The following is a 22433-nucleotide window of genomic DNA, read 5'->3' as shown; positions in this document are numbered from 1 at the left end:
GCCGGACCGCTTCATGCCACGGTCAGTTCATCCGCCGACGGACCTGCCTCACCTCACGGTCGATGGCCCAGGCGTCGGCGACCGGCCCGATGTGGCCGAGCTTGTCGGGGTTGATCACCCCGCGGATGGTCTGGATCCGCCCGTCGAGCACGTCCAGGGCCAGAATGTGGAGCACCTTTCCGTCCCGGTCCCGGAAGACCGCCCCGGGCCGGCCGTTGATCTGATGCGGCTCGAAGGACACATCGAGCCGGACCAGCCGGAGGATGAACGTGGCGAGCAACCGGGCCACCTTCTCCGCGCCCGTGACGGCCCTGGCCAGCTGCGGGGCCTTGCCTCCGCCGTCCCCGACCAGTTGCACATCGGCCGCCAGCAGATCCTGCAGTCCCTCCACATCGCCGTCCTTCAGCGCCTCGAAGAACCGCGTCGCCAGTTCTCGCTGTTCCTGCCCGTCAGCCGCGAACCGCGGCCGCCCGGCGTCCATGTGCCGTCGCGCCCGCACCAGCAGCTGCCGGCATGCCGCTTCCGAGCGCCCCACCGCCGCGGCGACATCGTCGAACCCGAAGGCGAACACCTCGCGCAGCACGAACACCGCCCGCTCCAGCGGGCTGAGCCGCTCCAGCAGCAGCAGCGCGGCCATCGACACCGAGTCGGCCAGCTCCACCGCCCGCGCCGGGTCCTCGTACGGATCGCTGAGCAACGGCTCGGGGAACCACGGGCCCACGTACTCCTCCCGCCGCACCCGCGCGGAACGCAGCACGTCGATGGCGATCCGCGTCACCGCTGCGGACAGAAAGGCCTTGGTCGACGTGGGTCGGGTCGACGAGCCGTCGAACCGCAGCCATGTCTCCTGCACCGCGTCCTCGGCCTCACTCACGCTGCCCAGAATCCGGTAGGCGATCGAGAACAGCAGTGGCCGCAGCTCCTCGAACTCCTCGACCTTGCTCACGCCGGCCCCTCCCTCACATCAGGTGCTGATCTCGTTCAGTGGAACTGTCCGGGCTCGTAGCTGCCGGCCGGCTGCTGTGTGACGATGTTCAGCCTGTTCACCATGTTCATGAAGGAAACCAGGATCACCAGGGCCGTGAGCTGCTCCTCGTCGTAGTGCTTCGCGGCGTACGCCCACACCTCGTCGCTGACTCCACCGGCCCCTTCGGCAACCCGGGTCCCCTGCTCGGCCAGTGCCAGCGCGGCCCGCTCGGCCTCGGTGAAGACGGTGGCCTCCCGCCAGGCCGCGACCAGATTCAGCCGCACCGCGGTCTCACCGGCCGCGGCGGCGTCCTTGGTGTGCATGTCGACGCAGACGGCGCAGCCGTTGATCTGGCTCACGCGCAGGGCTACCAGCTCCTGCGTCGCGGCCGGAACCGGCCCGTCCTTGAGCGTCTTGCCCGCCGACATGACGTACTTGATGACCTTGCCGGCGGTGGGGCTGGCGAAATAGTTCAGTCGCGCTTCCATGGTGGGCTCCTCTGTGGTCGTCAGTGGGTACACACCTGAGACGAGGTAGCAGGACGCCGTGTGACATGGGCGAATGTGACCTGCGTCTCCCGCACTCACCTCTCGTTCGCCGCTGTGCTCGGCGACCGTGGACGTGGCGCCGCACCATGGGGTCGTTCGCCAGGACGATGTGCTCGCCGGCGCGCGGTCAGCAGCGACGGGTCTGGTACGGCACAGGAGTGAGCCCCCGCTCGGGCGGTGTCGGGCAGCGGCGCAGGGTGACGAGGAAGGTCAGCACGATGCCGCCCGCGGCGGCGAAGAGCGCGGTTCTGATTCCCTCGGCGGTGGCGACGTGGAGCTCTTCACCGGAGAGGCCGTCCAGGCCCGCGGTCGCCACCAGGACGAGGATGGCGAGGCCGACAGCGGCGCCCGCTCCCGAGCCGGTGGATGCGATGCCGGAGGCGATGCCTTGTTGCCGGTCGGGGATTCCGGTGGCGGCGGCGATGAACATGCCGGTGAAGACCACTCCGTCGCCGATGCTGAGCGCCACGAGGCCGGGGATGAGTCCGACGTAGGTACCGTCCGGCGAGATCGCCAGGCCGAGGCCGACCGCGCCGAGCGCGCCGATGATGTGAGCCGCGGCCAGCGTGCGCCGGAGACCGAACCGCGTCACGAGATGGCCGGCGAAGGTCGAACCGGCCACGACCACAGCCGTGGGGATGAGGAAGCCGGCACCGGTCTGCAACGGGTCGTAGCCCAGAATCTCCTGGAAGTAGATGGACAGGAAGTAGAGCACGGAGCCGAAGGTCGCCATGAACATGAAGGCGATGAACACACCGGTGATGAGGTTGCGGTTGGAGAGCAACTCGGTCGGCATCAGCGGGTCGTTGCTGCGCCGCTCGATGACGAAGAACGCTCCGAGCAGCAGGATGCCCGCCACCGCACTGAGCACGATGCCCGGCGACAGCCATCCCAGTCCGGGGCCCTGAACGAGGGCGAACACGATGAGCGTGACCCCGAAGGTGACGCTGAGCGCGCCCGGCAGGTCGAACTTGCGCCCCCTTTCGCGTTCTCCGTCCCGGGGAATGACGACAAGGGCGAGCACCAGCGCGGGCCCTGCCAGGGCGACGTTGACGAAGAAGACCGCTTCCCAGCCGAACGCCTGCGTCAGAATCCCGCCGAGCAGCACACCGATGACGAGCCCTGCCGCGCCCGACCCTCCCCAGATCCCCAACGCGCGGTTGCGGGCCCGGCCTTCGGCGAAGGTGGTGTTGATGAGCGCCAGGGTGGTGGGAAAGACCAGCGCCCCGCCGAGCCCCTGAATCGCGCGGGCGGCGAGAAGCGTTCCGGGCCCGGTGGCGAGTCCTCCCACGAGGGCGGCTCCGGCATACAGCGCGAGGCCGGTGACAAGGACGCGCCGTCGCCCGAGCAGGTCGGCGGCACGTCCGCCGAACAGGAGGAACCCGGCCGAGGCGACCGCGTAGGCGCTGATGACCGACTGAAGAGTCTGCGCGGAGTAGCCGAGGTCGCGGGCGATGTCGGGAAGTGCCACGACCACGATGTACTGGTCGAGCGAGACGATGAGCATGGCGAAGGACAGCAGCGCGAGCATCGCGGTCTCACGGTTACGGCCGAGCCCGCCGGGCGCAGATGACGTCTCTCTGGATGGCACGGCAGCACTCCTGATGATCGAAGTCATGTCTGCGCTCACGGCCTGCCGCAAAGTCCCGTCGTATGCGGGGCGGGGCGGCCTTGCCGAGGAGGACGGTTGCCCAGACCCTATACAGCGCGCCCTCACCAATCCGGTCAACGACCCACGCGCGTCACACGGCGCTCAGGATGCCCTCCCCACCGGCCTGGGTGGCGTCGCGGAGGCCTTGTCCCCCTCCGCCTCCGGCGCGATCCGACGGCCCCGACGCATGCTTGTCCGCCACTGCGGCACCGCACTACCGTGCCGATGTGGATCTCTTCTCACGCTCGTGGACGGCATTGCGCGCGGCGGTCGCCGCACTCGCGGACAAGGACTTCGGACAGCCGTCCGGCTGTGCCGGCTGGCTCGTGCGGGACCTGGTGTGCCATCTGGTCATCGATGCTCAGGACGTTCTGATCACCCTCGCGACCCCCGCCGACACGGAACCGACCCGCGACGCGGTGACCTATTGGGAGGTCACCGATACGCCGCCGACCGGCGACGATCCGCTCGACGCGCTGACGGTCCGGCTGGCCGCCGCGTACGGAGAACCTCACCTACTCCAATTCCACCTCGACGACGTCGGCTCCGCCGCCGGCCGCGCCGCCGAACTCGCCGACTCCGCACGTCGGGTCCGTACCCGCGACGAGGTCCTCACCGCGGGCGACTACCTCACCGCGTACGTCATGGAGTGGACGCTGCACCACCTCGACCTGGTGGCGCACCTCCCGCACGCGGCGGAACCACCTGTGGAAGGGCTCGCCCTGTCCCGCGCGACGCTGGAGAAGATCGCAGGGACGCCCTTCCCCGCCTCGTTCTCCGACAAGGAGGCGCTTCTCGTCGGCACGGGACGGCGCGCCCCGACCGGGGCGGAGAAGGCCGAACTGGGCGGTCTCACCGCGAGACTCCCGCTCGTCCTCGGCTGATCCCCCGGCTGAGCGGGACTATGCGCCAGGCCGTCGGTACTGAACCTCCTCGGCCTTGCGCAGGGCGTCGATCGTTTCGTCGACGGTGAGGAGCACTGTCGTTTCGAGCGACCCGAGCGCGCCCCCTCCGGTGATCGCCAGCGCGACGGCGGCCATGGACACATTGTCGGGGGCCTCCCAGAGGGTGTAGCCGTCGTGCTCGCCGAAGGCGTACCAGAACCCGTGGAGCTTTCCGCCGACCGACTCGATGTACGTCCGAGCGGCTCTTCTGCGGTCCTCCGGGTTGCCGATCATCCTGGCCCAGGTGTCCGGTGTGTAGCTGAACCTCGACAGATAGAGCGGCATGCGCGTTTCTCCCTCTTATGCGCCGATTTCACACGTGTTGCCATCAAGCGTCGCACTCTCATCGGCAGAATCCTGAGGAAGGCTGAGGCACTGCGTGCTCGGCTTCGCGGCCGAGGGGCGGACCGGCGCGCGCGGCCGCACCCTCAGCCCCGCCGTACGTACTCCCGGCTCAGCCCTGCAGTGGCCGCGCCATCTCGCAGTCGTCCGGACCGCACTGGTTAGCCGATGAGAGTCTCCTTCGGACGGACCACACAGAATTCGTTCCCCTCCGGATCGGCCAGCACCGTCCACGACTCACTGCCGCTCTGCCCTACATCGGCCCGGCGGGCACCGAGTGCGAGGATGCGCTCGATCTCGGCCTCCCGGTCCTCCGCTGCGGAGGTCAGGTCGAGGTGCAGGCGGTTCTTGACGACCTTTCGGTCCGTCACCGGCATGAAGCAGATGCCCACGGGCGCGGTCTCGTCCGGCCCGATGACCACCTCCCGCTCCCGCTCGGACAGGATCCGCCAGCGCAGCACCTCGGCCCAGAACCGGGCGAGGGCAGGCAGGTCGTGGGCGTCGATGACGATGTGATGCAGCGAAACAGGCATGTCGCCCAGTGTGCCCGGCGATCACCCGGACAGGGCCTCAGGAGCAGGGCCGCAGGGCCACCGGCCGTGGAGATCTCGGCAGTTGCCCGGACACTGTCCGACGGGGCCGAGTCCTAGCGCAGGTCCAGCTCACCCACTGTTTGGCCCCCGCTGGTCTCACCCGTCAGCCGGAACCCCAGCCCGAGGTAGAAGCCCTCGGGGCCACCCGCACCCGGATGCCAGGTGGTGGTCAGGCGGGTTCCGCCGCGACGACGGATCTCGGCGGCGACCGACTCGACCGCGAAGCGTCCGCATCCCCGCCCCTGCTGACCGGCTGCGATGTTGAGCCGCCAGAGGCCGGAACGGATGTCCGTGCCGTCGCCGCTCCAGTCCAGGTCGAGGAAGGCCATGAGAAATCCGACGGGAATGTCACCGTCAACGATCAGGCGGGGCCACGCTGTCGGCCCGTAGGCATACGCCTCGGCCAGAGATTTCACGACCGGCGCGACCAAGTGCTCCTGATCCGGGCGGACCCGCAGGCCGATCGCGGCGTCGACGTTGGCGGGGGTGATCTCCCGCAGGCCGAGTGTGGTCGTCATACAGGAACCCTAAGTGGTGGCGAGCGCCTCCCTTCTGCCTCAGGCGTATCCGCTTCATGCAGGCCAGAACGAGGTGAGTCCTGGTCCCGCGAGCGGTCGGGCAGGACCTAGGCGTCCCGGTATCGGTCCCGCACCTCGGGCCGTTGCCGGAAGCCGGCCCTCCTGTACGTGGCGACGGCGGCGGCATTGGAGCTCGGGGTGCAGACGAGCGCGCTCGACGAACCCAGTTCCTGGAGTGCGGCCGCCGCGGCGAGGGTGATCGCGTGGCCGTAGCCCTGGCGGCTGTGTTCCCGGTGCACGCCCATCGGTTCGAGCAATCCGGGCCTGCCGGGGCCGGCCGACCACACCGTCACCGCCGCCACGGCGTTGCCCCGCTCGTCGTAGGCGACCAGGCACCGGGCATCGGCGTACGGCAGTCCGGCCGCCATCGCGTGCCGGCGCTCCTCGGTGAACGTCGAGCCCTCGAAGGCTCCCCGGACCACGGCGGCAAACACGTGCGCCTGCTCAGGCCCGACCGCCTCGATTCGCACGCCAGGGTCCTTCACCGGCTCCGTGAGGTCGCGGCGCAACGGCGTCCACGGCTCGTCGGCCCTCCAGCCGCGCTCGCACAGGAGATCCTGGACCAAGGCACCCACCGGCGCCTCGACGTTCACCCTCCCCGCAGGCAGTACATCGCGCTCGGGCTCGGTCACGTCCTCGACCAAGCGCCGCGCCAATTCCTCGTCCCGCAGCGCGTCCGGCGCCATCGTCAGCCGCAACAGCTCAGGACCGTCCAGCAGCCCGACGGCGAGGATCCGTCCGTCCGTGGTCCACGTCCTGACCGCCGCCGCTGTCACTTCCGCGCCCCACCGCCAGAACCAGCCCAGGTCCCCCGGATGCAGCTGCATCGGAGCCCCCTCGGACTGCCACTCCCGCAGCACGTCCACGACCTCGCCCATCCCGTCGGCTCCCGGCTTGCCCAACCTCATCGCCATGGACCCGAGCAGACACCGGCGCACCGACCGGCCGCACCTGGTTTCCGAGCGGCGCGGTGCGGTTCAGGGGCTCGGCAGGATCCCGACGACGGCCCCAGGAGCTGTCCCTCAGGCGCAGGTCGGGCACAGTCCGCGGTAGGTGACCTCGACCTGGGACACGGTGAAGCCGAACCGTTCGTCCGCCGGGAGGTCGGCGAGCGGATTGCCCGTCGGGTGGACGTCGCGGACGGTGCCGCACTGCGAGCACACCAAGTGCTGGTGCGGGTGGTGCGCGTTCGGGTCGTAGCGCTTGGCGCGGCCGTCCGTGGAGACCTCTATGACCTCTCCGAGCAGGACCAGTTCGCCCAGGGCGTTGTAGACGGTCGCCCGGGAGATCTCGGGCAGCCGCTGCACGGCGAGAGCGTGCACCTCGTCTGCCGTGAGATGCACGTGGTCACCGGCCAGGACCTCCGCAACGACACGCCGCTGGGAGGTCATCCGCCAGCCACGCCCTCGTAGTCGCTCCAGCAGGTCACTCATATCGGTTCACCTATTCAGATGCGGCGGGATACCCGAAGGCTACCCGGCGGACGCCAGGGTTCCGATTGAATACGAGCTTGGCGCACTTGTTGACCTGGACTCTGTCCATCGTAGGATCGGTTCCGGCAATAGCCAAGGGACAGGACTGCTCCCGACTGTTCCCGCAGGACAGGAGAGAAGACGTGACGCGACCACCGCCGAGCGGTTGTGCCGGGCCGGCGCGCAGGTGACGGCCGTCTGCGTGGCGCTCCCCGAGACCGGCGGAACGGCGACCGTCCTCCCATCGAGACGACTCCCTCCGACCCCTCCGGGACGAGCGACCGCGTGAGCGGCATCACACCCCGGCCTCGTGCGAAGCCCTGCACGCGCCTGTCGCGGCGGGACGCACCCCGGCCGGCAGCGTGCGCCGAACCTGCCCGCGGGCCCGGTACGAGACCGCGCTTCGGGTCGTCGTCGGCAAGGGCCGAGCGGCCCGCGGGACGGTGAGACCGACCGCCTGCGGCGACCACGGCCTCTCGGCTCACGAGGTCCACGTGACCGACCGGGGCCTGTATCCCGACCGATCCATCCACTGCAGTTCCTGAGCACAGCGATCCGCCCCCTCCGGAAGGATTTCCATGTCCGAGAACCACGACGCAATCGTCACCGACGCGAAAACGGAGGGCACCGGCGGCGGCTGCCCGGTCGCACATGACCGCGCCGCGCACCCCACCCAGGGCGGTGGCAACCGCCAGTGGTGGCCGGAGCGGCTCAACCTGAAGATCCTTGCCAAGGACCCGGTCGTCGCCAACCCGCTCGGTGCGGAGTTCGACTACGCCGAGGCGTTCCAGGCTCTCGACCTGACGGCCGTGAAGCGTGACATCGCCGAGGTGCTCACCACCTCGCAGGACTGGTGGCCCGCCGACTTCGGCAACTACGGCCCGCTGATGGTCCGTATGGCCTGGCACAGCGCCGGCACCTACCGCATCAGCGACGGCCGCGGTGGTGGCGGCCGTGGCCAGCAGCGCTTCGCCCCCCTGAACAGCTGGCCGGACAACGGCAACCTGGACAAGGCCCGCCGTCTGCTGTGGCCGGTCAAGAAGAAGTACGGCCAGTCCATCTCCTGGGCCGACCTCATGATCCTCACGGGCAATGTCGCGCTGGAGACGATGGGCTTCGAGACCTTCGGCTTCGCCGGCGGCCGTGCCGACGTCTGGGAGGCCGACGAGGACGTGTACTGGGGTCCCGAGACCACCTGGCTCGACGACCAGCGCTACACCGGCGACCGTGAGCTGGAGAACCCGCTCGGCGCCGTCCAGATGGGCCTCATCTACGTCAACCCGGAGGGCCCGAACGGCAACCCGGACCCGATCGCGGCGGCCCGCGACATCCGTGAGACGTTCCGCCGCATGGCGATGAACGACGAGGAGACCGTCGCCCTCATCGCCGGTGGTCACACCTTCGGCAAGACCCACGGCGCCGGCCCGGCCGAGGCCGTCGGCAACGACCCCGAGGCCGCCTCCATGGAGGAGCAGGGCCTGGGCTGGAAGTCCACCCACGGCTCCGGCAAGGCCGGCGACGCCATCACCTCCGGTCTCGAGGTCACCTGGACCACCAAGCCGACCCAGTGGAGCAACGACTTCTTCGACATCCTCTTCGGCTACGAGTGGGAGCTGACCCAGTCCCCCGCCGGCGCCAACCAGTGGGTGGCCAAGGACTCCGAGGAGATCATCCCCGACGCGCACGACGCGTCGAAGAAGCGTCGGCCCACGATGCTCACCACCGACCTCTCGCTGCGCTTCGACCCGATCTACGAGCCGATCTCGCGCCGCTTCCACGAGAACCCGGCCGAGTTCGCGGACGCCTTCGCCCGCGCCTGGTACAAGCTGACCCACCGTGACCTGGGCCCGAAGTCCCTGTACCTCGGCCCGGAGGTCCCGGCGGAGACGATGCTGTGGCAGGACCCGCTGCCGCAGGCCGAGGGCGCGGCCATCGACGCCGCGGAAGCCGCGGCGCTCAAGGCCAAGCTCCTGGAGTCGGGGCTGACCGTCTCGCAGCTGGTCTCCACCGCGTGGGCGTCGGCCTCGACGTTCCGCGGCAGCGACAAGCGCGGCGGTGCCAACGGCGCCCGTATCCGTCTGCAGCCGCAGAACGGCTGGGAGGTCAACAACCCCGACCAGCTCGCGCAGGTCCTGCGCGTCCTGGAGGGCGTCCGGTCGGAGTTCAACTCCGGCGCCAAGAAGGTCTCCCTGGCCGACCTGATCGTCCTCGGCGGTGCCGCCGCGGTCGAGAAGGCCGCCAAGGACGCGGGCTTCGACGTGGAGGTCCCCTTCACGCCGGGCCGTGTGGATGCGACCGAGGAGCACACGGACACCGAGTCGTTCGCCGCGCTGGAGCCGTCCTCCGACGGGTTCCGCAACTACGTCGGCAAGGGCAACCGCCTGCCGGCCGAGTACCTGCTGCTCGACCGGGCCAACCTGCTCACCCTGAGCGCGCCGCAGATGACCGCCCTCGTCGGTGGTCTGCGCGTCCTGGGTGCCAACCAGGGGCAGTCCTCGCACGGCGTGTTCACGGACACCCCGGGCGTGCTGACCAACGACTTCTTCGTCAACCTGCTCGACCTGGGCACGACGTGGAAGTCGACCTCCGGCGACCAGACGACCTTCGAGGGCCGTGACGCCTCGGGCGCCGTCAAGTGGACCGGCACCCGTGCCGACCTCGTCTTCGGCTCGAACTCCGAGCTGCGCGCGCTCGCGGAGGTCTACGCGAGCGACGACGCGAAGGAGAAGTTCGTGAACGACTTCGTCGCGGCGTGGGCCAAGGTCATGGACCTGGACCGGTTCGACCTCGTCTGATCGAAGGCGTCCGGGTCGGCTCGTGCTCGTACGAGAGCGGGCCGGCCCAGGACGACGGGAGGGGCTCACGGCCAAGCCGGCTGTGAGCCCCTCCCGTCGTTCACACGAGCGCGCCCTGCCCGAGCGGCGCTCAGGCGGCAGGTGCCGGCAGCCCCACCATCGTTTGGCGGCCCACCACTTGCCCTGCCTATCGTTTCTCGATAGATTTCCATCGCTGCTCGATTGAAGGAGACGTGATGGGAAAGCTGACAGTCCTTGCGCTGCGGGCTGTACTCGTGGGCCTGCTCGCCGGTTCGGTGTTCGTCCAGGCCGTGATGGTGCCGCTGCTGGCCATCGACATGGAGAGCCTCGACGCGGACGTCGCGCACCTCCGTAACCCGTTCCTGGTGATCACCGTCCTGGGCATCGTGACGGTCCAGGTCGTCCTCGTCTGTGTGTGGCGGCTCGTGACGATGGTCCGACGCGGCACCGTCTTCTCCGACGCCGCCTTCCGGTACGTCCACATCGTGATCGGCGCGATCGTGGCGGCCGCTCTGCTTCTGTTCGCGCTCGGCGTCGTCCTGGCGCCGGGTGAGGCCGTCCCACCGGGCATCGTCCTCCTGCTGGGCGGGGGCGTCATGGCGGCCCTGGGGGTCGCTCTCATCGTGCTGGTGCTGCGGATGCTGCTCGGCCAGGCCGTCGCGCGTGACGTCGAGGCCGCGCGGATGCAGGCCGAGCTGGCAGAGGTGATCTGATGCCGATCGCCGTCGACATCGACGTCATGCTGGCCAGGCGGAAGATGTCCGTGGGCGAGCTCGCGGACCGCGTCGGCATCACGCCGGCCAACCTGGCAGTACTCAAGAACGGCCGCGCCAAGGCGGTGCGCTTCGCGACGCTCGCCGCGCTCTGCGAGGTGCTCGAGTGCCAGCCGGGCGACCTGCTGCGCTGGGAGTGCAAGGACACCGCAGACGTCTGACGCCCGGCATCGGCGGCCGGCTCGGCCGGCCGCGGGTGACTGCCGCCCCGGAGCGGCGATGCCCGGCACCGGCCCGGCCGGTGCGGGATAATCTGGCCGCATGCGGATCTCAGCCAGGGCGGACTACGCGGTACGCGCCGCGCTGCAACTCGCCGCGTTCCGGGACGCCGGACCGCTGAAGGCGGAGGCCATCGCCGACGCCCAGAGCATTCCGCACAAGTTCCTCGAGGGCATCCTGAACGACATGCGCCGCGGCGGCCTCGTGGCCAGCCGGCGCGGCGGCGGTGGCGGCTATCGTCTGGCGCTGCCCGCAGAATCGATCAGCATCGCCGACGTGATCCGCGCCGTGGACGGGCCCCTCGTCTCGGTACGCGGCGTGCGGCCCCCGGAACTGTCCTACACCGGTCCCGCGGAGTCGCTGCTGCCGCTGTGGATCGCGCTCCGGGCGAACGTCCGCGAGATCCTCGAAGGCGTGACGCTGGCCGACGTCGCATCGGCCGAACTGCCCACCAGGGTGTCCGCCCTCGCCGAGGACGCCGCCGCCTGGACGAACCCCTGACGGTCCGACCGCAGCTCCAACCGCTCACCACACGGATCGACTTGTCCACCATCTGAACGTCCTCTTGGGCCCGGGCACCACCTCTGCGAGTATCCCTACTAATCCAGTAGGAATACTAGGAATCAGGGGACCGCGGGAGAACGCCGATCCTGTTGCCCGGCCGGGGAAGGATGCGTAGTGCCGAAGAAGTCCGCCGATGGGCAGTCGCTCCCACCGACTCCGGTGGAGGAGACACCGTGGCCGCGCATCGTCCGGGAACTCGCGGACGATCTCGCCACCGACGCGATCGCACGCGAACGCGCGGGCAAGTCCCCCACCGACGAGGTCGAGCGACTGCGCGAAGCCGGTCTCCTGGATCTGCTCACTCCCACCCGCACGGCAGGACAGGGCTCCGACTGGCGCACCGCCTGCGCCGTGGTCCGCGAAATAGCGGCGGCCGACAGTTCCATGGGCGAACTCCTGGCCCGCCACTACGCCCTGGCGTGGAGCACGCGCTTCTTCGGCTCCGCCGACACCGCAGGTCGTCATGAGCCGCGGGTCGCCGAGGAGCATTGGCTGCTGGGCGGCAGCATCGACATCCCGGCCGGCTCACCCACCGACCTCATGCTCGCGCCGACGGGCACGGGGTACGTGCTGGGCGGCCGCAGGAGCTTTGCCGCGGGCGTCACCGTCGCCGACCGTCTGATCCTGGGCGCGACGTGTGCCAAGACGGGTGACTTACTGCTGGTGCTCGTGGACCCGGCGCATCCCGGCGTCCTGGTCGAGGCGGCGAGCGAGCGGGTCGGTCAGCGGCTGGCGGGCGCGGGCAGCGTCGACTTCGACAATGTGCCGGTGAGCAGCGCGGATCATGTGCTCTGCGCCCTTCCCCGCGACGAGCACACCACATCCCCCTTCAGCGCCCTCGCGCCGCTCGCCCTTCGGCTCCTGCTCGCTCATGTCGCGCTCGGGCTCACCGAGGGAGCTCTCACGGAGGCGCGGGACATCAGCCGTACGGCACCGCCCGTCCCGGCGGCCACCACGATGGGCGGTGCGTACGCCGAGCGGCCGAGCGACGATCCGTACCTCCTCCTTGCCTACGGAGAACTGGCGATCGGCGCCCACACCTCCGCCACGGTCGTCGAGCATGCGACGCAGGCACTGGCCGATGCGGTGGCGCTGGGGCCGGAGTTGAGCGTCGACCATCACGCGGACGTCGCCGTGCTCGTCTCCGCCGCCGAAGCCGTCACCGGCAGGACCGCCGTGCACACCACCACGCGGCTGCTGGAACTCACCGCCGACGCGGACGACTTGGACGGCGGCACGGGCCTCGACCGGTTCTGGCGCAACGCGCGGGTACTGACGGCGCAGACGCCCTCCTCCCACCGACTGCGCGACATCGGCGACCACTTCCTCAACGGCGCTCGCCCTCCCTTCACGGCGCGTGTCTGACGCGCTGCGACGACCGCTCCGCTGTCGTCCCGTCCCGGCCGGCGAACAGTGCTGGGGCGGGGCCACTCCGGACGCGGCGAGGGGGAATCATGGGACAGCCCTTAGGCTCTGCTGTCATGACGCGCGCCTGGATTTCGCCACTGCTGTTCGTGCTCTGCGGCTCAGTCGTGGCGACCGGGCTGCTCCTCGGAGGGAGCCCCGGCACCGCCGTAGCGCTCCTCCTGCTGTTCGTGCTGCTCGCAGCGGCGCACTCCCCGCTGATCTTCCCGAGGTCCATCGGTGCGCTGGAGGCACAGCGCCGCAGCGCGGTCGACGGCCGGCCGATCGTCTTCTGGCGGCCGGGCTGCCCGTACTGCTTGCGCATGCGCATCCGGCTGGGCCGGCGCACCCGCCAGGTGCACTGGGTCGACATCTGGCGCGATCCGGCCGGCGCGGCAGAGGTGCGAGCGGTCAATGACGGCAATGAGACCGTACCGACGGTCTTCGTGGCCGGCCGGCCGCACGTCAACCCCGACCCCGCCTGGGTGCGCGAACAGCTCGACGCCTCCGCCTGACGGGGAGCGGGGCAGCCCGACGCCGCGACGTCACCCTCACCGTCCCGCAGTTTCAGCCCTGTCCCGGACGTGCCTCGTCGACCGGGTGCGTTCCGGCGCTTGCCCGCGACCGGATTCCGCGCGCCACTTCTGCCGGCACCAGGCGTACGTCGTCGATGTCGAGGACGTGCCCGTCCTCGTCGAGCATCGCGACCTGGACGTTGCCACCGCCGCGTTCCTGGATGTACGTGGCCGGGACGCCGGGAGTGGGACGGTTCTCCTCGCCCCACTGCTGCAAGGCGGCGAGGACGACCTTGAGCTCCTGGCCGCGACGGGTCAGCCGGTACGCGTGGCGGATGCGCGATCCGGTCTCCTGGTAGGACTCGCGCTCGAAGATTCCCGCGTCCACCAGGGTGGACAGGCGCGCGCTCAGCACGTCCGTCGGGATGCCCAGCTCCTTGCGGAAGTCGGAGAACCGGGTGGTGCCGCGCAGCGCGTTGCGGACGATCAGGAAGGCCCACTTCTGGCCCAGGATGTCCAGGCTGCGCTGGATGGAACACACCTCGCGGCGCGCGCCCGGCTCATCCGCGGCCGCTTCCGTCGTCGTGTCCACATGCATCGCCTCGTATCCGAATCCTGTCCGTGCGCCGGGCGCGAGTGCGCCGTGTGCGAGCTGCGGCGAGACTACGCCGCACCGTTCGTGAGCTGCTGGTAGACCTCGAACGCGTTGCGCTCGACGCGGTTCCACAGCAGCTTTCCGTCCTCGCGCACCGCCCACACCGCCGTGCCGGTCATCTCGATCGGCGCCCCGTCGGGGGTGGTTCGAAGGGCCCCGTTGTTGTTGCCGGTCAGGCGCCACATGGAGGCCACGCGTGAACCGTCGTGGTTCGCGAACGACTCGACGACCTCGAACTCCAGATTGTCGATGACCGTACCGAAGTTCCGTGCCCACTCCTTGAAGGCGGCCCGGGACTCGACGCGCCTGCCGCCGGTGATGAGGACGAAGTCCTCGACCACAAGATCATCGATCGCGTCGTAGTTCTGCGGGGCCTGCCAGACGTGCGCAAAGAAGTTGTGCACGGCGTCCACGGCGGAGGGCTTCGTCATGCCGGTCGGTCCTTTCGCGATCCCGGGCCGGGGGCGGGCCGGGAGGAGCCGCTGCCCCAGGAACTCCTCGTCGACCACGCCCTAGGGCGGAGGGCCGACGGTCCCGGAAGCTGGGTTGGGAAAGCAAACGTAACCCTTCTGGCTTGGACATCTGGACCCTGGCCGGTCCCGACCGCATCTGTGCTGCTCAGGGGTCAGGACACCGCAGTCGAGCGACTGAGGGCCTCCCATGCGGTGACGTCGGCCAGCAGCGACTCGTCGTGCTCACGCAGCGCGTCGACCGCGTCCCCGCCGAGTACGAGGCGAAGCGGCGGATTCTCGGCGTCCAGGACCTCGAGGATGGCCGCGGCGCCCTTGACCGGATCGTTGGGTTCAGTGCCCACGATGCCCGTGACCAGCTGCCGGAGCCCGCCCGAGGTCGCCTCGTAGCCCGGGATCTCGGGGGTGAACTGCAGGCTGCTGCTCATCCGGGTGCGGAACATGCCCGGCTCCACCAGCAGTACCCGGATGCCCAGGGGAGCCAGTTCGGTCGAGAGCGACTCGCTGAGCCCTTCGAGCGCGTGCTTCGTCGCGTGGTAGCCGCCCATGCCGGGAAAGGTGATCCGGCCGCCGAGGGAGCTCATCTGCACGATCGTCCCGGAGCCCTGCTCCCGCATCAGGGGGACGACCGCCTTCGTGAGTTCCGCGGCACCGAAGAAGTTGACCTCCATCATCGCGCGCAGCTGCTCCATCGAGGTCTCCTCCACAGCCCCGATCACGCTGTATCCGGCGTTGTTGACCAGGACGTCGATGCGGCCGAACACAGCGAGCGTCGCGTCCACCGCGGCCTGGACCGAGGCGGGATCCGTGACGTCCAGCGCTGCCGTACTGATCCGCTCGCCCCCGGTGTCCGCCAGATCGGCGAGGGTCTCCGGGCGGCGCGCCGTGGCCATGACCCGGTCTCCGGCGGCCAGCGCCGCGAGCGCGATCTCCCGGCCGAACCCGGCCGAGCATCCCGTGATCAACCAGACGCGGTCCTGCGTGCTCATCGTCATCAGCCATGCCCTTCAACGTGGTGTCTGTCGAGGTCAATGGTTGTTCCGAGGCGCGAGGAGCGTCCAACACCGGCTGCCTGTCGTCGCTGTAGGCTCTGCCTGTGACCCCTGATCTTCGGCAGCTGAGGTACTTCGTCGCCGTCGCCGAGGAGTCCAGCTACACACGCGCCGCCGAGCGGCTCATGATCAGCCAGCAGTCGCTGTCCCAGCAGATCAGCCTCTTGGAGCGCATGCTGGCGGTGAGACTCTTCGACCGCGACAGCCGTGGCACCAGCCTGACCGCCGTCGGGGCGTTGTTCCTCCCGGAGGCCCGTGCGGTACTCGACCGGGCCGACGAGGCGATGGACGTCGTGGCACGAGCCGCACGCGGCGAGCTCGGCAGTCTCCGACTCGCCTTCCTCGCCACCACGACCAACTATCTGCTTCCCCCGGTGGTCCGGGCCGTGAGACGACGACTGCCGGGACTCGACGTGGCGACGGAGGAGACGACGATCGCCCCTCTGGTCGAGGGTCTGCGCAAAGGGCGCTACGACGTCGCGTTCACACGGCCTCCGCTGGTGGAGGGCCTCGAGACCAGAACGCTGGTCAGCGAGCCGGTGTGCGCCGTCCTTCCCGAGGGCCACCCGCTCGCACAGCGCGCGGAGCTGACCCTCGGTGAGCTGGCGGGCGAGCACTGGGTGTTGACCCCGCGCAGCTCGTGGGAACCCTGGCACCGGGCATTCGACGACTCCTTCCGCGCGGCCGGATTCACTCCCGACGTGGTGCGGCGCGACGCGAGCGTGCAGAGCCTGCTCGGACTGGTGGCGGCCGGTGTCGGGGTGACGCGGCTGGCACGGTCGGCGAGCAATCTGCGCCGGACCGGTGTGGTGTTCGTACCCCTGACGGGGGAGTCCGTCCCCACCGAGATGGTGTGGCTGTCCGGCAACGACTCCCCCGCGTTGCACAGACTGCTCGATGTGGTCACCGAGATGGCCGCGGCCACGGACTTCACCCGGTCCGGGTGACAAGTCCTCGCGTGAAGCCGCAAGCAGAGCGACAGTCCCCTCACCGGCGGCCAACACCCGGCGCACCGACCGCTCTTGGCTTCCCGGTACGGTGACGTGGATCAATTCAGCATGAACACTTCACAAGGAGTTTCGGTGAGGAAGATCTACGGGGCCCGTGCCGCCGTCGCCGCGGTCGGTGCGATCACGCTTGTCGCCGCGGCGTCGGGGACTGCCGCCGCGGCCGACACCACACTGCGGTTGTCCCGCGGCGGTCACACCATCGGCACGATGACCCACCTCGACCCCGACCCGGACACGTTCCGCGTCTGCGACACGCGTGCGGACGGTCACGGGGTCACCGGCAAGCTGTACGTCTACCTGGCGGGCTGGCAGCTCAAGGAGACGAAGGAGGACGGCGGTGACTCCGGCTGCGGCTACTTCGACTACAACGTGATTCCCTACGGGGCGAAGTACCTCCTGAAGCTGTGCTGGAACGGGCCCGGCGAGGTCTGTTCGCAGAAGGAGTTCACCGAGGACTGACCTGGCGACTGGCCGCCGCGCCCCCGGACTCCCATGGGCCGGAGCGCGGTCGATGCGGCTCGTTGCCGCAACCGGCTCCGCAGGCAGGACGTGGGCCGGCGAGCAGGTCACCGGTCTTCGGACAGGTGCTTCGTCGGACAGGTGCTTCGTGGCGGTTCGGTGCGCTCACCGCGTTCACCGAACCGCGACGGCCGCACACAGCAGCTCGCGTCCGGGGTGACCGCCCGGCTCGGCTGCCGCAAGGGAGCGCAGTTTCTGCCCTTCTCCCCACCCCCGAACGGATGTAGTTTCCCGCCATGACTGACGATCTTGCCTATGCGGGTGTCGCCGGACAGGCGAAGGCCGTCCGCGCCGGGGACGTGTCGGCTCGTGAACTCACCGAGCTGCACCTCGCCCGTATCGAACGGCACAACGGCAGCCTCACGGCGTTCACCGTGGTGATGGCCGAGGAGGCCCTCGCCGAGGCCGACCGCCGGGACGGGACCCCGCAGGCCGACCGTGGCCCGCTGCACGGGGTACCGGTCGCGATCAAGGAGGAGAACGACGTCGAGGGCCAGGTGACGACGTTCGGAACTGCGGCCAACAGCCGGCCGGCGGCAGCCGACAGCGAGGTGGTGCGCAGGCTGCGCGCAGCCGGGGCCGTGGTCATCGGCAAGACGAACATGCCCGAGTTCGGCCTCTTCCCGTTCACCGAGTCTTCGGCGCACGGCGCCACGCTCAACCCCTGGGCACCCGGGCATTCGCCGGGCGGTTCCAGCGGTGGCTCTGCCGCGGCCGTCGCGGCCGGCCTGGTCCCGGCCGCCATCGGTGGCGACGGCGGCGGCTCGATCCGGATCCCGTCCGCCAGCTGCGGCCTGTTCGGGCTGAAGCCCTCACGCGGCCGTGTCAGCACCTCACCGCATCCCCACCTCTGGTGGGGTCTGGGCGTGCTCGGCCCCCTGACGCGCTCCGTGCTGGACTCCGCACTCGTCCACGACGCAATCCGCGGCTCGCTGCCCGGCGACATGTTCCGCGCCGCCGACCCGGCCACCTCGTTCGCCGCCGCCGTCACCGAACCCCGGCAGCTGCGGATCGGCTGGTCGACCAAGTCGGCCTCCGTCGGTGTACGGCCGGCGGCGGAGGTCGTCCGGGCAGTCGAGGAAACCGCCACGCTGCTGGCGGAGTTGGGCCACCACGTCGAGGAGGTCGACCCGCGCTACCCGGACCCGACGGCCGCGTTCGTACCGCAGTGGTTCGCCGGTCTGCGGACCGAGGCCTTCGCGATGGACGACTACGGCCGGCTGGAGCGCCGGACCCGTGAGACGGTCCGCCTCGGCAGCTGGGTCCGTCCGCGCGTCACTCGATGGGCGCTCGCACAGGGCGAGCGCACCGCCGCCAAGGCGAACAGAGTCTTCGAGCGGATCGATGTGCTGCTCACCCCGACGATGGCGGGTCTGCCGCCCGCGACCGGGCGACTGCGCGGCACGGGCACGGTGCGGGCCGCGCTGCGGGCGATGCCGATGATCGCTTACTGCGCGCTGTGGAACGTCACCGGCAACCCCGCGGCCTCGGTACCGGCCGGCTTCTCCGCCGACGGCCTGCCACTCGCGGTGCAGCTGGTCGGCCGTCGGGACGACGAGCCGACGCTGCTGTCGCTCTCCGCGCAACTGGAGACGGCTCGCCCCTGGGGCGGTCGGACACCGCCCGGTTTCCCCGCCTGAGGGCTGATGAACGGGGGGCCTCCAGCCTGGCGGGCCTCCTCCCGCCCTCCCCCTGTCCCGGCCCTTGTCCGGTGCTCCCGTCCGGACGAGCGTCGGCACTCACCACAGCGGAACCCCGGTGGCCAGGAGTGGATGGACGACGCCCGTTCGGCCCCTCCCACGGTCACGCTCCTCGCTTGAGCCCGGGCGGCCGCGTAGAAGAGACAAGGGCCCTCACACCGGGTGCCCCGGAGCCGCCGCGTACGCCGAGGTCGCTCCTCATGCCACGTCAGGGAGCAACCCGATGCGAGCCCTTGTCGCGCCCGACTACGTTCCGCTGGACCAGGTCGCCGTCACCGAGCACCCCACTCCCACGCCCGGACCGGACCAGGTCCTGGTCAAGGTCGAGGCCGCCGCGCTCAATCCGCTCGACCTGATGCTCATCACCGGCGCGGCGAAGGAGAGCTACCCGGCAGACCATCCGCTGGTGGTCGGCATGGACGCCGCGGGGACCGTCGTCGAGGTCGGCGAGAACGTCACTCGCTACTCTGCGGGCGATCCTGTGCTCGTCTTCACCGGGGGCAGCGCGGGCGCCGTCGCGGAGTACACGGTGGCGTCGTCCGGGCCGTTGCTCGCCCGGCGTCCCGCCGGTCTCGACAGTCAGCACGCGGCGGCGATCCCCGAATCCGGTCTGACCGCGGTGAATCTGCTGCGGGCCGTACGGCCGACGGCCGACGAGAGTGTGCTGGTGATCGGGGCGACCGGCGGTATCGGCATGTTCGCCGTGCAGCTCGTCCACGCGATCGGAGCCCGCGTGATCGCCACGTCGACCGCGGAGGACGCGGAGTATCTGCGTGGCCTCGGTGCCGACGACACCGTCGACTACCGGCGGACGGATGTGGTGGAGGAGGTGCTGCGTCTGGTGCCCGGCGGTGTCGACGTCGTCATCGACCTGGTGAACTCGGGTGACGGGCTGGCGGGTACGGCACGCGCTGCCCGCCCGGGCGGCCGGCTGGTGTCCCCGCTGTACGGGCCCGCCGACCTCGGTCGTGACGTCGAGTCCGTCTACATCGGCTCGTTCCAGGCGCAGCCCGGGGAGCTCGACGATCTCGCCGCACGCGCGGCGGACGGACGGCTCCAGGTGGAGATCGGCGCCCGCTACCCCTTCGCGAACGCCGCGCAGGCAGTCAACGACTTCGCCACCCAGCACATTCGGGGCAAGGTCGTCGTCACCTTCCCCTGACCCGCTCCCCCTTCCAGCTCTCACGGGGCGCGCCCCGGCTGCCACGGGCACAGCACGACATCCGCCATCGCGGTGGCACTCCCGCATTCGAGACAAGGAACAGCTCTGATGAAGCGCAGGATCCTCGGCGGCACAGGCATCTCGGTGAGCGAATACGCCCTCGGCGCCATGATGTTCGGCGCCTGGGGCAACCGGGACCACGACGAATCGGTGCGGATCATCCACCGCGCCCTGGACGCCGGGATCAACTTCGTCGACACCGCCGATGTCTACAGCCAGGGCGAGTCGGAGGAGATCGTCGGCAAGGCACTCAAGGGGCGCCGGGACTCCGTCGTGCTGGCCACCAAGGGTCACAGTTCGATGGGTGAGGACCCCAACAGCAGCGGGAACTCACGGCGTTGGCTCACCCGGGCCGTCGAGAACAGCCTGCGGCGGCTGAACACCGACTGGATCGACCTCTATCAGGTCCATCGGCCCGACCCGCACACGGACATCGACGAGACCCTGTCCGTCCTGTCCGATCTCGTCCGGGCGGGCAAGGTCCGCGCCATCGGCCACTCGACGTTTCCGGCGGAACAGATCGTCGAGGCCCAGTGGACGGCCGAACGGCGGGGTCATGTGCGTTTCCGGACCGAGCAGCCGCCGTACTCGATCCTCGCCCGGGGCGTCGAAGGTTCGGTGCTGCCGACGGCCCAGCGCTACGGGATGGGCGTGCTGACCTGGGGTCCGCTCAGCGCGGGCTGGCTCTCCGGAAAGTACGGCAAGCCCTCGGACGTCGACCTCTCGGCGGGAAGCGGCCGCGCGGCGATGGAGCAGAACAAGTTCGACCCGTCGCGCCCGGGCAACGCGGCAAAACTGCAGGCCGTGACGGATCTGACGGAGGTGGCCGACCAGGCGGACCTTCAGCTGCGGCACATGGCCATCGCGTTCGTCCGCTCACACCCGGCCGTCACCTCCGTCATCATCGGCCCGCGGACGCCCGCGCACCTGGAGGACCTGCTGAAGGGTGCCGACGTGGAGATCGGCGCGGACGTACTGGACCGGATCGACGAGATCGTGCCTCCGGGAACGGACCTGAACCGGGACGACTCGTACTACACACCGCCGGCGCTCTCCGACAAGGCGCTGCGGCGCCGCTGACGTACAGCACACCCATCGACCGACCGAGCCGTGCAGCGGCACAGCACAACGAGCGTAGGGGCACACCGTGGACCTGTTTCCCGCACTTCCACTGTCGGAGTGGAAAGACTCCAAAGAGACACTGCACCGGTTCACCCAGATCGTCGGCAAGATCCGCTTGGCCGGCAGCGTACGGCGCAACCACTGGTGGAATGTTCCGTTCCATCTGACGGGGCGGGGCATCACGACCCGCCCCATGGGCGGGGCCTACGGCACGTCGGTCTTCACGATCGACTTCGATTTCGTCGACCACCGGTTGACGGCGCACTCGCTCGACGGCCTGACCGCTTCGTTCCCGCTCGCCGGGCGGTCCGTGGCGTCGTTCTATCGCGAGACGCTCGACGCCCTGCGCGCGGTGGGCGCGGCGGCGACCATCGCGCACCCCCACCCCTTCGACCTCCCCGACGCCCGCCGAGCGTTCGCCGACGACACGGAGCACACCGCGTACGACCCGTACTGGGTCAACCGCTACTGGCAGGTGCTCAGTCAGGTCAATCTGGTGCTGGAGGAGTTCTCCGCCGGGTTCTCCGGGAAGGTCAGCCCGGTGCACCACTTCTGGCACACCTTCGACATCGCGGTCACCCGGTTCTCGGACCGTGTCATCGACCAGCCGGCGAGTGTCGACCCGGTGACCCGCGAGGCGTACTCGCGGGAAGTCATCAGCTCGGGCTTCTGGTTCGGAGACGACTCCTACCCCCGGCCGGCCTTCTATTCGTACGCGGCGCCCGAGCCCGGCGGGCTCGGCGAGCGTCCTCTTCGTCCGGAGACCGCGCGGTGGATGGAACGCGGTGGCAGTCATCTGGCCACGCTGGACTACGAGGACGTCCGCAACAGCGCGAACCCGCGGGACACCGTTCTCGACTTCTTCGAGTGCGTCTACCGGTCCGCCGCCGACCTCGCCGACTGGGACATCGACCGCCGTGCCTGCCCCGGAGGTGTCACCGATCCCGTGATCCGCTCCTGAGATCCTGCCCGTCCTGGGGCGGCCGAGAAGCGGTGGGGGGCGGCGGAGACATCGGCGGCCGGATCCGGGTCACTCACCCCGCAACAGCGGGAGATCGCCGAGCTCGCCGCCGCGGGCCTCACCAACAAGCAGATCGGCGAACGGCTCTTCCTCTCCCCGCGAACCGTCTCCACCCACCTGTACCAGCTCTTCCCCAAGCTGGGCGTGACCTCCCGCGCAGCGCTGCGTGACGCACTGGCGGACCTGCCACCCGACTGACCGGTGGCGGTGTCCTGACGCCGCATCGTGATCGGGGCGATATCGCGCCGGGCTGGTGCCACGGACCCGCCGGTGTGA

At 70.0% G+C, this 22433-nt stretch carries 24 protein-coding genes and 1 pseudogene; 14 read left to right on the top strand and 11 right to left on the bottom strand.

All coding sequences use genetic code 11. The features are described from left to right. Positions 1-22: 22 nt before the first annotated feature. The 3 genes from OHA05_RS34570 to OHA05_RS34560 form a co-directional block, all read right to left on the bottom strand. Positions 23-946 carry an RNA polymerase sigma-70 factor gene (locus OHA05_RS34570; protein ID WP_313942281.1) on the bottom strand — a complete coding sequence of 308 codons (924 nt, stop codon included), beginning with the start codon at positions 944-946 and terminating at the stop codon, positions 23-25. 35 nt (positions 947-981) lie between these two features. Continuing rightward, complete coding sequence (locus OHA05_RS34565; RefSeq protein WP_328862753.1) at positions 982-1455, bottom strand: carboxymuconolactone decarboxylase family protein; 474 nt, start codon at positions 1453-1455, stop codon at positions 982-984. Positions 1456-1642: 187 nt separating this feature from the next. Beyond that, positions 1643-3106, bottom strand: coding sequence for an MFS transporter (locus OHA05_RS34560; protein WP_328862752.1), 1464 nt, complete (start codon positions 3104-3106; stop codon positions 1643-1645). A 287-nt stretch (positions 3107-3393) separates the two neighbouring features. Between OHA05_RS34560 and OHA05_RS34555 the strand changes: the two genes are divergently transcribed. Further along, positions 3394-4050 (top strand): maleylpyruvate isomerase N-terminal domain-containing protein, encoded by a 657-nt coding sequence (locus tag OHA05_RS34555; protein ID WP_328862751.1) that lies wholly within the window; start codon positions 3394-3396, stop codon positions 4048-4050. A gap of 18 nt (positions 4051-4068) precedes the next feature. On the opposite strand, the gene OHA05_RS34550 is transcribed toward OHA05_RS34555, so the two are convergent. From OHA05_RS34550 to OHA05_RS34530, 5 genes are all read right to left on the bottom strand, one after another. Then, positions 4069-4395 carry a GYD domain-containing protein gene (locus OHA05_RS34550; protein WP_313942285.1) on the bottom strand — a complete coding sequence of 109 codons (327 nt, stop codon included), beginning with the start codon at positions 4393-4395 and terminating at the stop codon, positions 4069-4071. Between the two features lie 218 nt (positions 4396-4613). Further along, positions 4614-4985: a VOC family protein gene (locus OHA05_RS34545; protein ID WP_327677111.1), complete on the bottom strand. Its 372-nt coding sequence runs from the start codon at positions 4983-4985 to the stop codon at positions 4614-4616. A gap of 113 nt (positions 4986-5098) precedes the next feature. After that, the gene (locus tag OHA05_RS34540) at positions 5099-5563 is read right to left on the bottom strand and encodes a GNAT family N-acetyltransferase (RefSeq protein ID WP_328862750.1); all 465 of its coding nucleotides are present in this window, start codon (positions 5561-5563) and stop codon (positions 5099-5101) included. A gap of 107 nt (positions 5564-5670) precedes the next feature. After that, entirely contained in the window at positions 5671-6537 is an 867-nt protein-coding gene (locus tag OHA05_RS34535; RefSeq protein WP_328862749.1) for a GNAT family N-acetyltransferase, read from the bottom strand. A 108-nt stretch (positions 6538-6645) separates the two neighbouring features. Next, positions 6646-7056: a Fur family transcriptional regulator gene (locus OHA05_RS34530; RefSeq protein WP_313942289.1), complete on the bottom strand. Its 411-nt coding sequence runs from the start codon at positions 7054-7056 to the stop codon at positions 6646-6648. A 617-nt stretch (positions 7057-7673) separates the two neighbouring features. Between OHA05_RS34530 and katG the strand changes: the two genes are divergently transcribed. The 6 genes from katG (at position 7674) to OHA05_RS34500 (ending at position 13386) form a co-directional block, all read left to right on the top strand. After that, entirely contained in the window at positions 7674-9890 is a 2217-nt protein-coding gene (gene katG, locus OHA05_RS34525; RefSeq protein WP_313942290.1) for a catalase/peroxidase HPI, read from the top strand. A gap of 236 nt (positions 9891-10126) precedes the next feature. Next, complete coding sequence (locus OHA05_RS34520; RefSeq protein WP_328862748.1) at positions 10127-10624, top strand: DUF2975 domain-containing protein; 498 nt, start codon at positions 10127-10129, stop codon at positions 10622-10624. Next, complete coding sequence (locus OHA05_RS34515; protein WP_313942292.1) at positions 10624-10845, top strand: helix-turn-helix domain-containing protein; 222 nt, start codon at positions 10624-10626, stop codon at positions 10843-10845. Before OHA05_RS34520 ends, OHA05_RS34515 begins: the two co-directional genes overlap by 1 nt. A gap of 100 nt (positions 10846-10945) precedes the next feature. Next, complete coding sequence (locus OHA05_RS34510; protein ID WP_313942293.1) at positions 10946-11404, top strand: RrF2 family transcriptional regulator; 459 nt, start codon at positions 10946-10948, stop codon at positions 11402-11404. 177 nt (positions 11405-11581) lie between these two features. After that, on the top strand, positions 11582-12832 hold the full coding sequence (locus tag OHA05_RS34505; protein ID WP_328862747.1) for an acyl-CoA dehydrogenase family protein: 1251 nt from the start codon (positions 11582-11584) through the stop codon (positions 12830-12832). Between the two features lie 116 nt (positions 12833-12948). Next, positions 12949-13386, top strand: coding sequence for a glutaredoxin domain-containing protein (locus OHA05_RS34500; RefSeq protein ID WP_328862746.1), 438 nt, complete (start codon positions 12949-12951; stop codon positions 13384-13386). A 52-nt stretch (positions 13387-13438) separates the two neighbouring features. On the opposite strand, the gene OHA05_RS34495 is transcribed toward OHA05_RS34500, so the two are convergent. From OHA05_RS34495 to OHA05_RS34485, 3 genes are all read right to left on the bottom strand, one after another. Then, positions 13439-13978 (bottom strand): winged helix-turn-helix transcriptional regulator, encoded by a 540-nt coding sequence (locus OHA05_RS34495; protein ID WP_328862745.1) that lies wholly within the window; start codon positions 13976-13978, stop codon positions 13439-13441. A 71-nt stretch (positions 13979-14049) separates the two neighbouring features. Further along, complete coding sequence (locus OHA05_RS34490; protein WP_328862744.1) at positions 14050-14472, bottom strand: ester cyclase; 423 nt, start codon at positions 14470-14472, stop codon at positions 14050-14052. Positions 14473-14666: 194 nt separating this feature from the next. Continuing rightward, complete coding sequence (locus OHA05_RS34485) at positions 14667-15506, bottom strand: oxidoreductase (protein WP_328862743.1); 840 nt, start codon at positions 15504-15506, stop codon at positions 14667-14669. A 101-nt stretch (positions 15507-15607) separates the two neighbouring features. On the opposite strand from OHA05_RS34485, the gene OHA05_RS34480 reads away from it, so the two are divergent. The 7 genes and pseudogenes from OHA05_RS34480 to OHA05_RS34450 all read left to right on the top strand — a co-directional run. Beyond that, positions 15608-16510, top strand: a complete 903-nt coding sequence (locus tag OHA05_RS34480) for a LysR family transcriptional regulator (RefSeq protein WP_328862742.1) — start codon at positions 15608-15610, stop codon at positions 16508-16510. 135 nt (positions 16511-16645) lie between these two features. Continuing rightward, positions 16646-17032, top strand: coding sequence for a hypothetical protein (locus tag OHA05_RS34475; protein ID WP_328862741.1), 387 nt, complete (start codon positions 16646-16648; stop codon positions 17030-17032). Between the two features lie 296 nt (positions 17033-17328). Beyond that, positions 17329-18732 carry an amidase gene (locus tag OHA05_RS34470; protein WP_328862740.1) on the top strand — a complete coding sequence of 468 codons (1404 nt, stop codon included), beginning with the start codon at positions 17329-17331 and terminating at the stop codon, positions 18730-18732. A 283-nt stretch (positions 18733-19015) separates the two neighbouring features. Further along, complete coding sequence (locus tag OHA05_RS34465; protein ID WP_328862739.1) at positions 19016-19954, top strand: NADP-dependent oxidoreductase; 939 nt, start codon at positions 19016-19018, stop codon at positions 19952-19954. 108 nt (positions 19955-20062) lie between these two features. Next, positions 20063-21094 (top strand): aldo/keto reductase, encoded by a 1032-nt coding sequence (locus OHA05_RS34460; protein WP_328862738.1) that lies wholly within the window; start codon positions 20063-20065, stop codon positions 21092-21094. A 67-nt stretch (positions 21095-21161) separates the two neighbouring features. Next, complete coding sequence (locus OHA05_RS34455; protein WP_328862737.1) at positions 21162-22097, top strand: DUF5996 family protein; 936 nt, start codon at positions 21162-21164, stop codon at positions 22095-22097. Between the two features lie 60 nt (positions 22098-22157). Beyond that, positions 22158-22355 (top strand): annotated as a pseudogene (locus tag OHA05_RS34450) (helix-turn-helix domain-containing protein); the annotation flags it as partial. Positions 22356-22433 lie beyond the last annotated feature (78 nt).

This window comes from Streptomyces sp. NBC_00306, from assembly GCF_036169555.1.
GTDB lineage: Bacteria > Actinomycetota > Actinomycetes > Streptomycetales > Streptomycetaceae > Streptomyces > Streptomyces achmelvichensis.
This window is presented reverse-complemented; position numbering and strand designations above follow the sequence as displayed.

Bases quoted from the DNA above. Each gene is read 5' to 3' on its own strand.
- OHA05_RS34535 (WP_328862749.1), bottom strand. From the start codon at position 6,537: ATGGCGATGAGGTTGGGCAAGCCGGGAGCCGACGGGATGGGCGAGGTC.
- OHA05_RS34545 (WP_327677111.1), bottom strand. From the start codon at position 4,985: ATGCCTGTTTCGCTGCATCACATCGTCATCGACGCCCACGACCTGCCT.
- OHA05_RS34490 (WP_328862744.1), bottom strand. From the start codon at position 14,472: ATGACGAAGCCCTCCGCCGTGGACGCCGTGCACAACTTCTTTGCGCAC.
- OHA05_RS34460 (WP_328862738.1), top strand. From the start codon at position 20,063: ATGAAGCGCAGGATCCTCGGCGGCACAGGCATCTCGGTGAGCGAATAC.
- OHA05_RS34470 (WP_328862740.1), top strand. From the start codon at position 17,329: ATGACTGACGATCTTGCCTATGCGGGTGTCGCCGGACAGGCGAAGGCC.
- OHA05_RS34565 (WP_328862753.1), bottom strand. From the start codon at position 1,455: ATGGAAGCGCGACTGAACTATTTCGCCAGCCCCACCGCCGGCAAGGTC.
- OHA05_RS34540 (WP_328862750.1), bottom strand. From the start codon at position 5,563: ATGACGACCACACTCGGCCTGCGGGAGATCACCCCCGCCAACGTCGAC.
- OHA05_RS34510 (WP_313942293.1), top strand. From the start codon at position 10,946: ATGCGGATCTCAGCCAGGGCGGACTACGCGGTACGCGCCGCGCTGCAA.
- OHA05_RS34465 (WP_328862739.1), top strand. From the start codon at position 19,016: ATGCGAGCCCTTGTCGCGCCCGACTACGTTCCGCTGGACCAGGTCGCC.
- OHA05_RS34485 (WP_328862743.1), bottom strand. From the start codon at position 15,506: ATGACGATGAGCACGCAGGACCGCGTCTGGTTGATCACGGGATGCTCG.
- OHA05_RS34515 (WP_313942292.1), top strand. From the start codon at position 10,624: ATGCCGATCGCCGTCGACATCGACGTCATGCTGGCCAGGCGGAAGATG.
- OHA05_RS34550 (WP_313942285.1), bottom strand. From the start codon at position 4,395: ATGCCGCTCTATCTGTCGAGGTTCAGCTACACACCGGACACCTGGGCC.
- katG (WP_313942290.1), top strand. From the start codon at position 7,674: ATGTCCGAGAACCACGACGCAATCGTCACCGACGCGAAAACGGAGGGC.
- OHA05_RS34500 (WP_328862746.1), top strand. From the start codon at position 12,949: ATGACGCGCGCCTGGATTTCGCCACTGCTGTTCGTGCTCTGCGGCTCA.
- OHA05_RS34520 (WP_328862748.1), top strand. From the start codon at position 10,127: ATGGGAAAGCTGACAGTCCTTGCGCTGCGGGCTGTACTCGTGGGCCTG.
- OHA05_RS34530 (WP_313942289.1), bottom strand. From the start codon at position 7,056: ATGAGTGACCTGCTGGAGCGACTACGAGGGCGTGGCTGGCGGATGACC.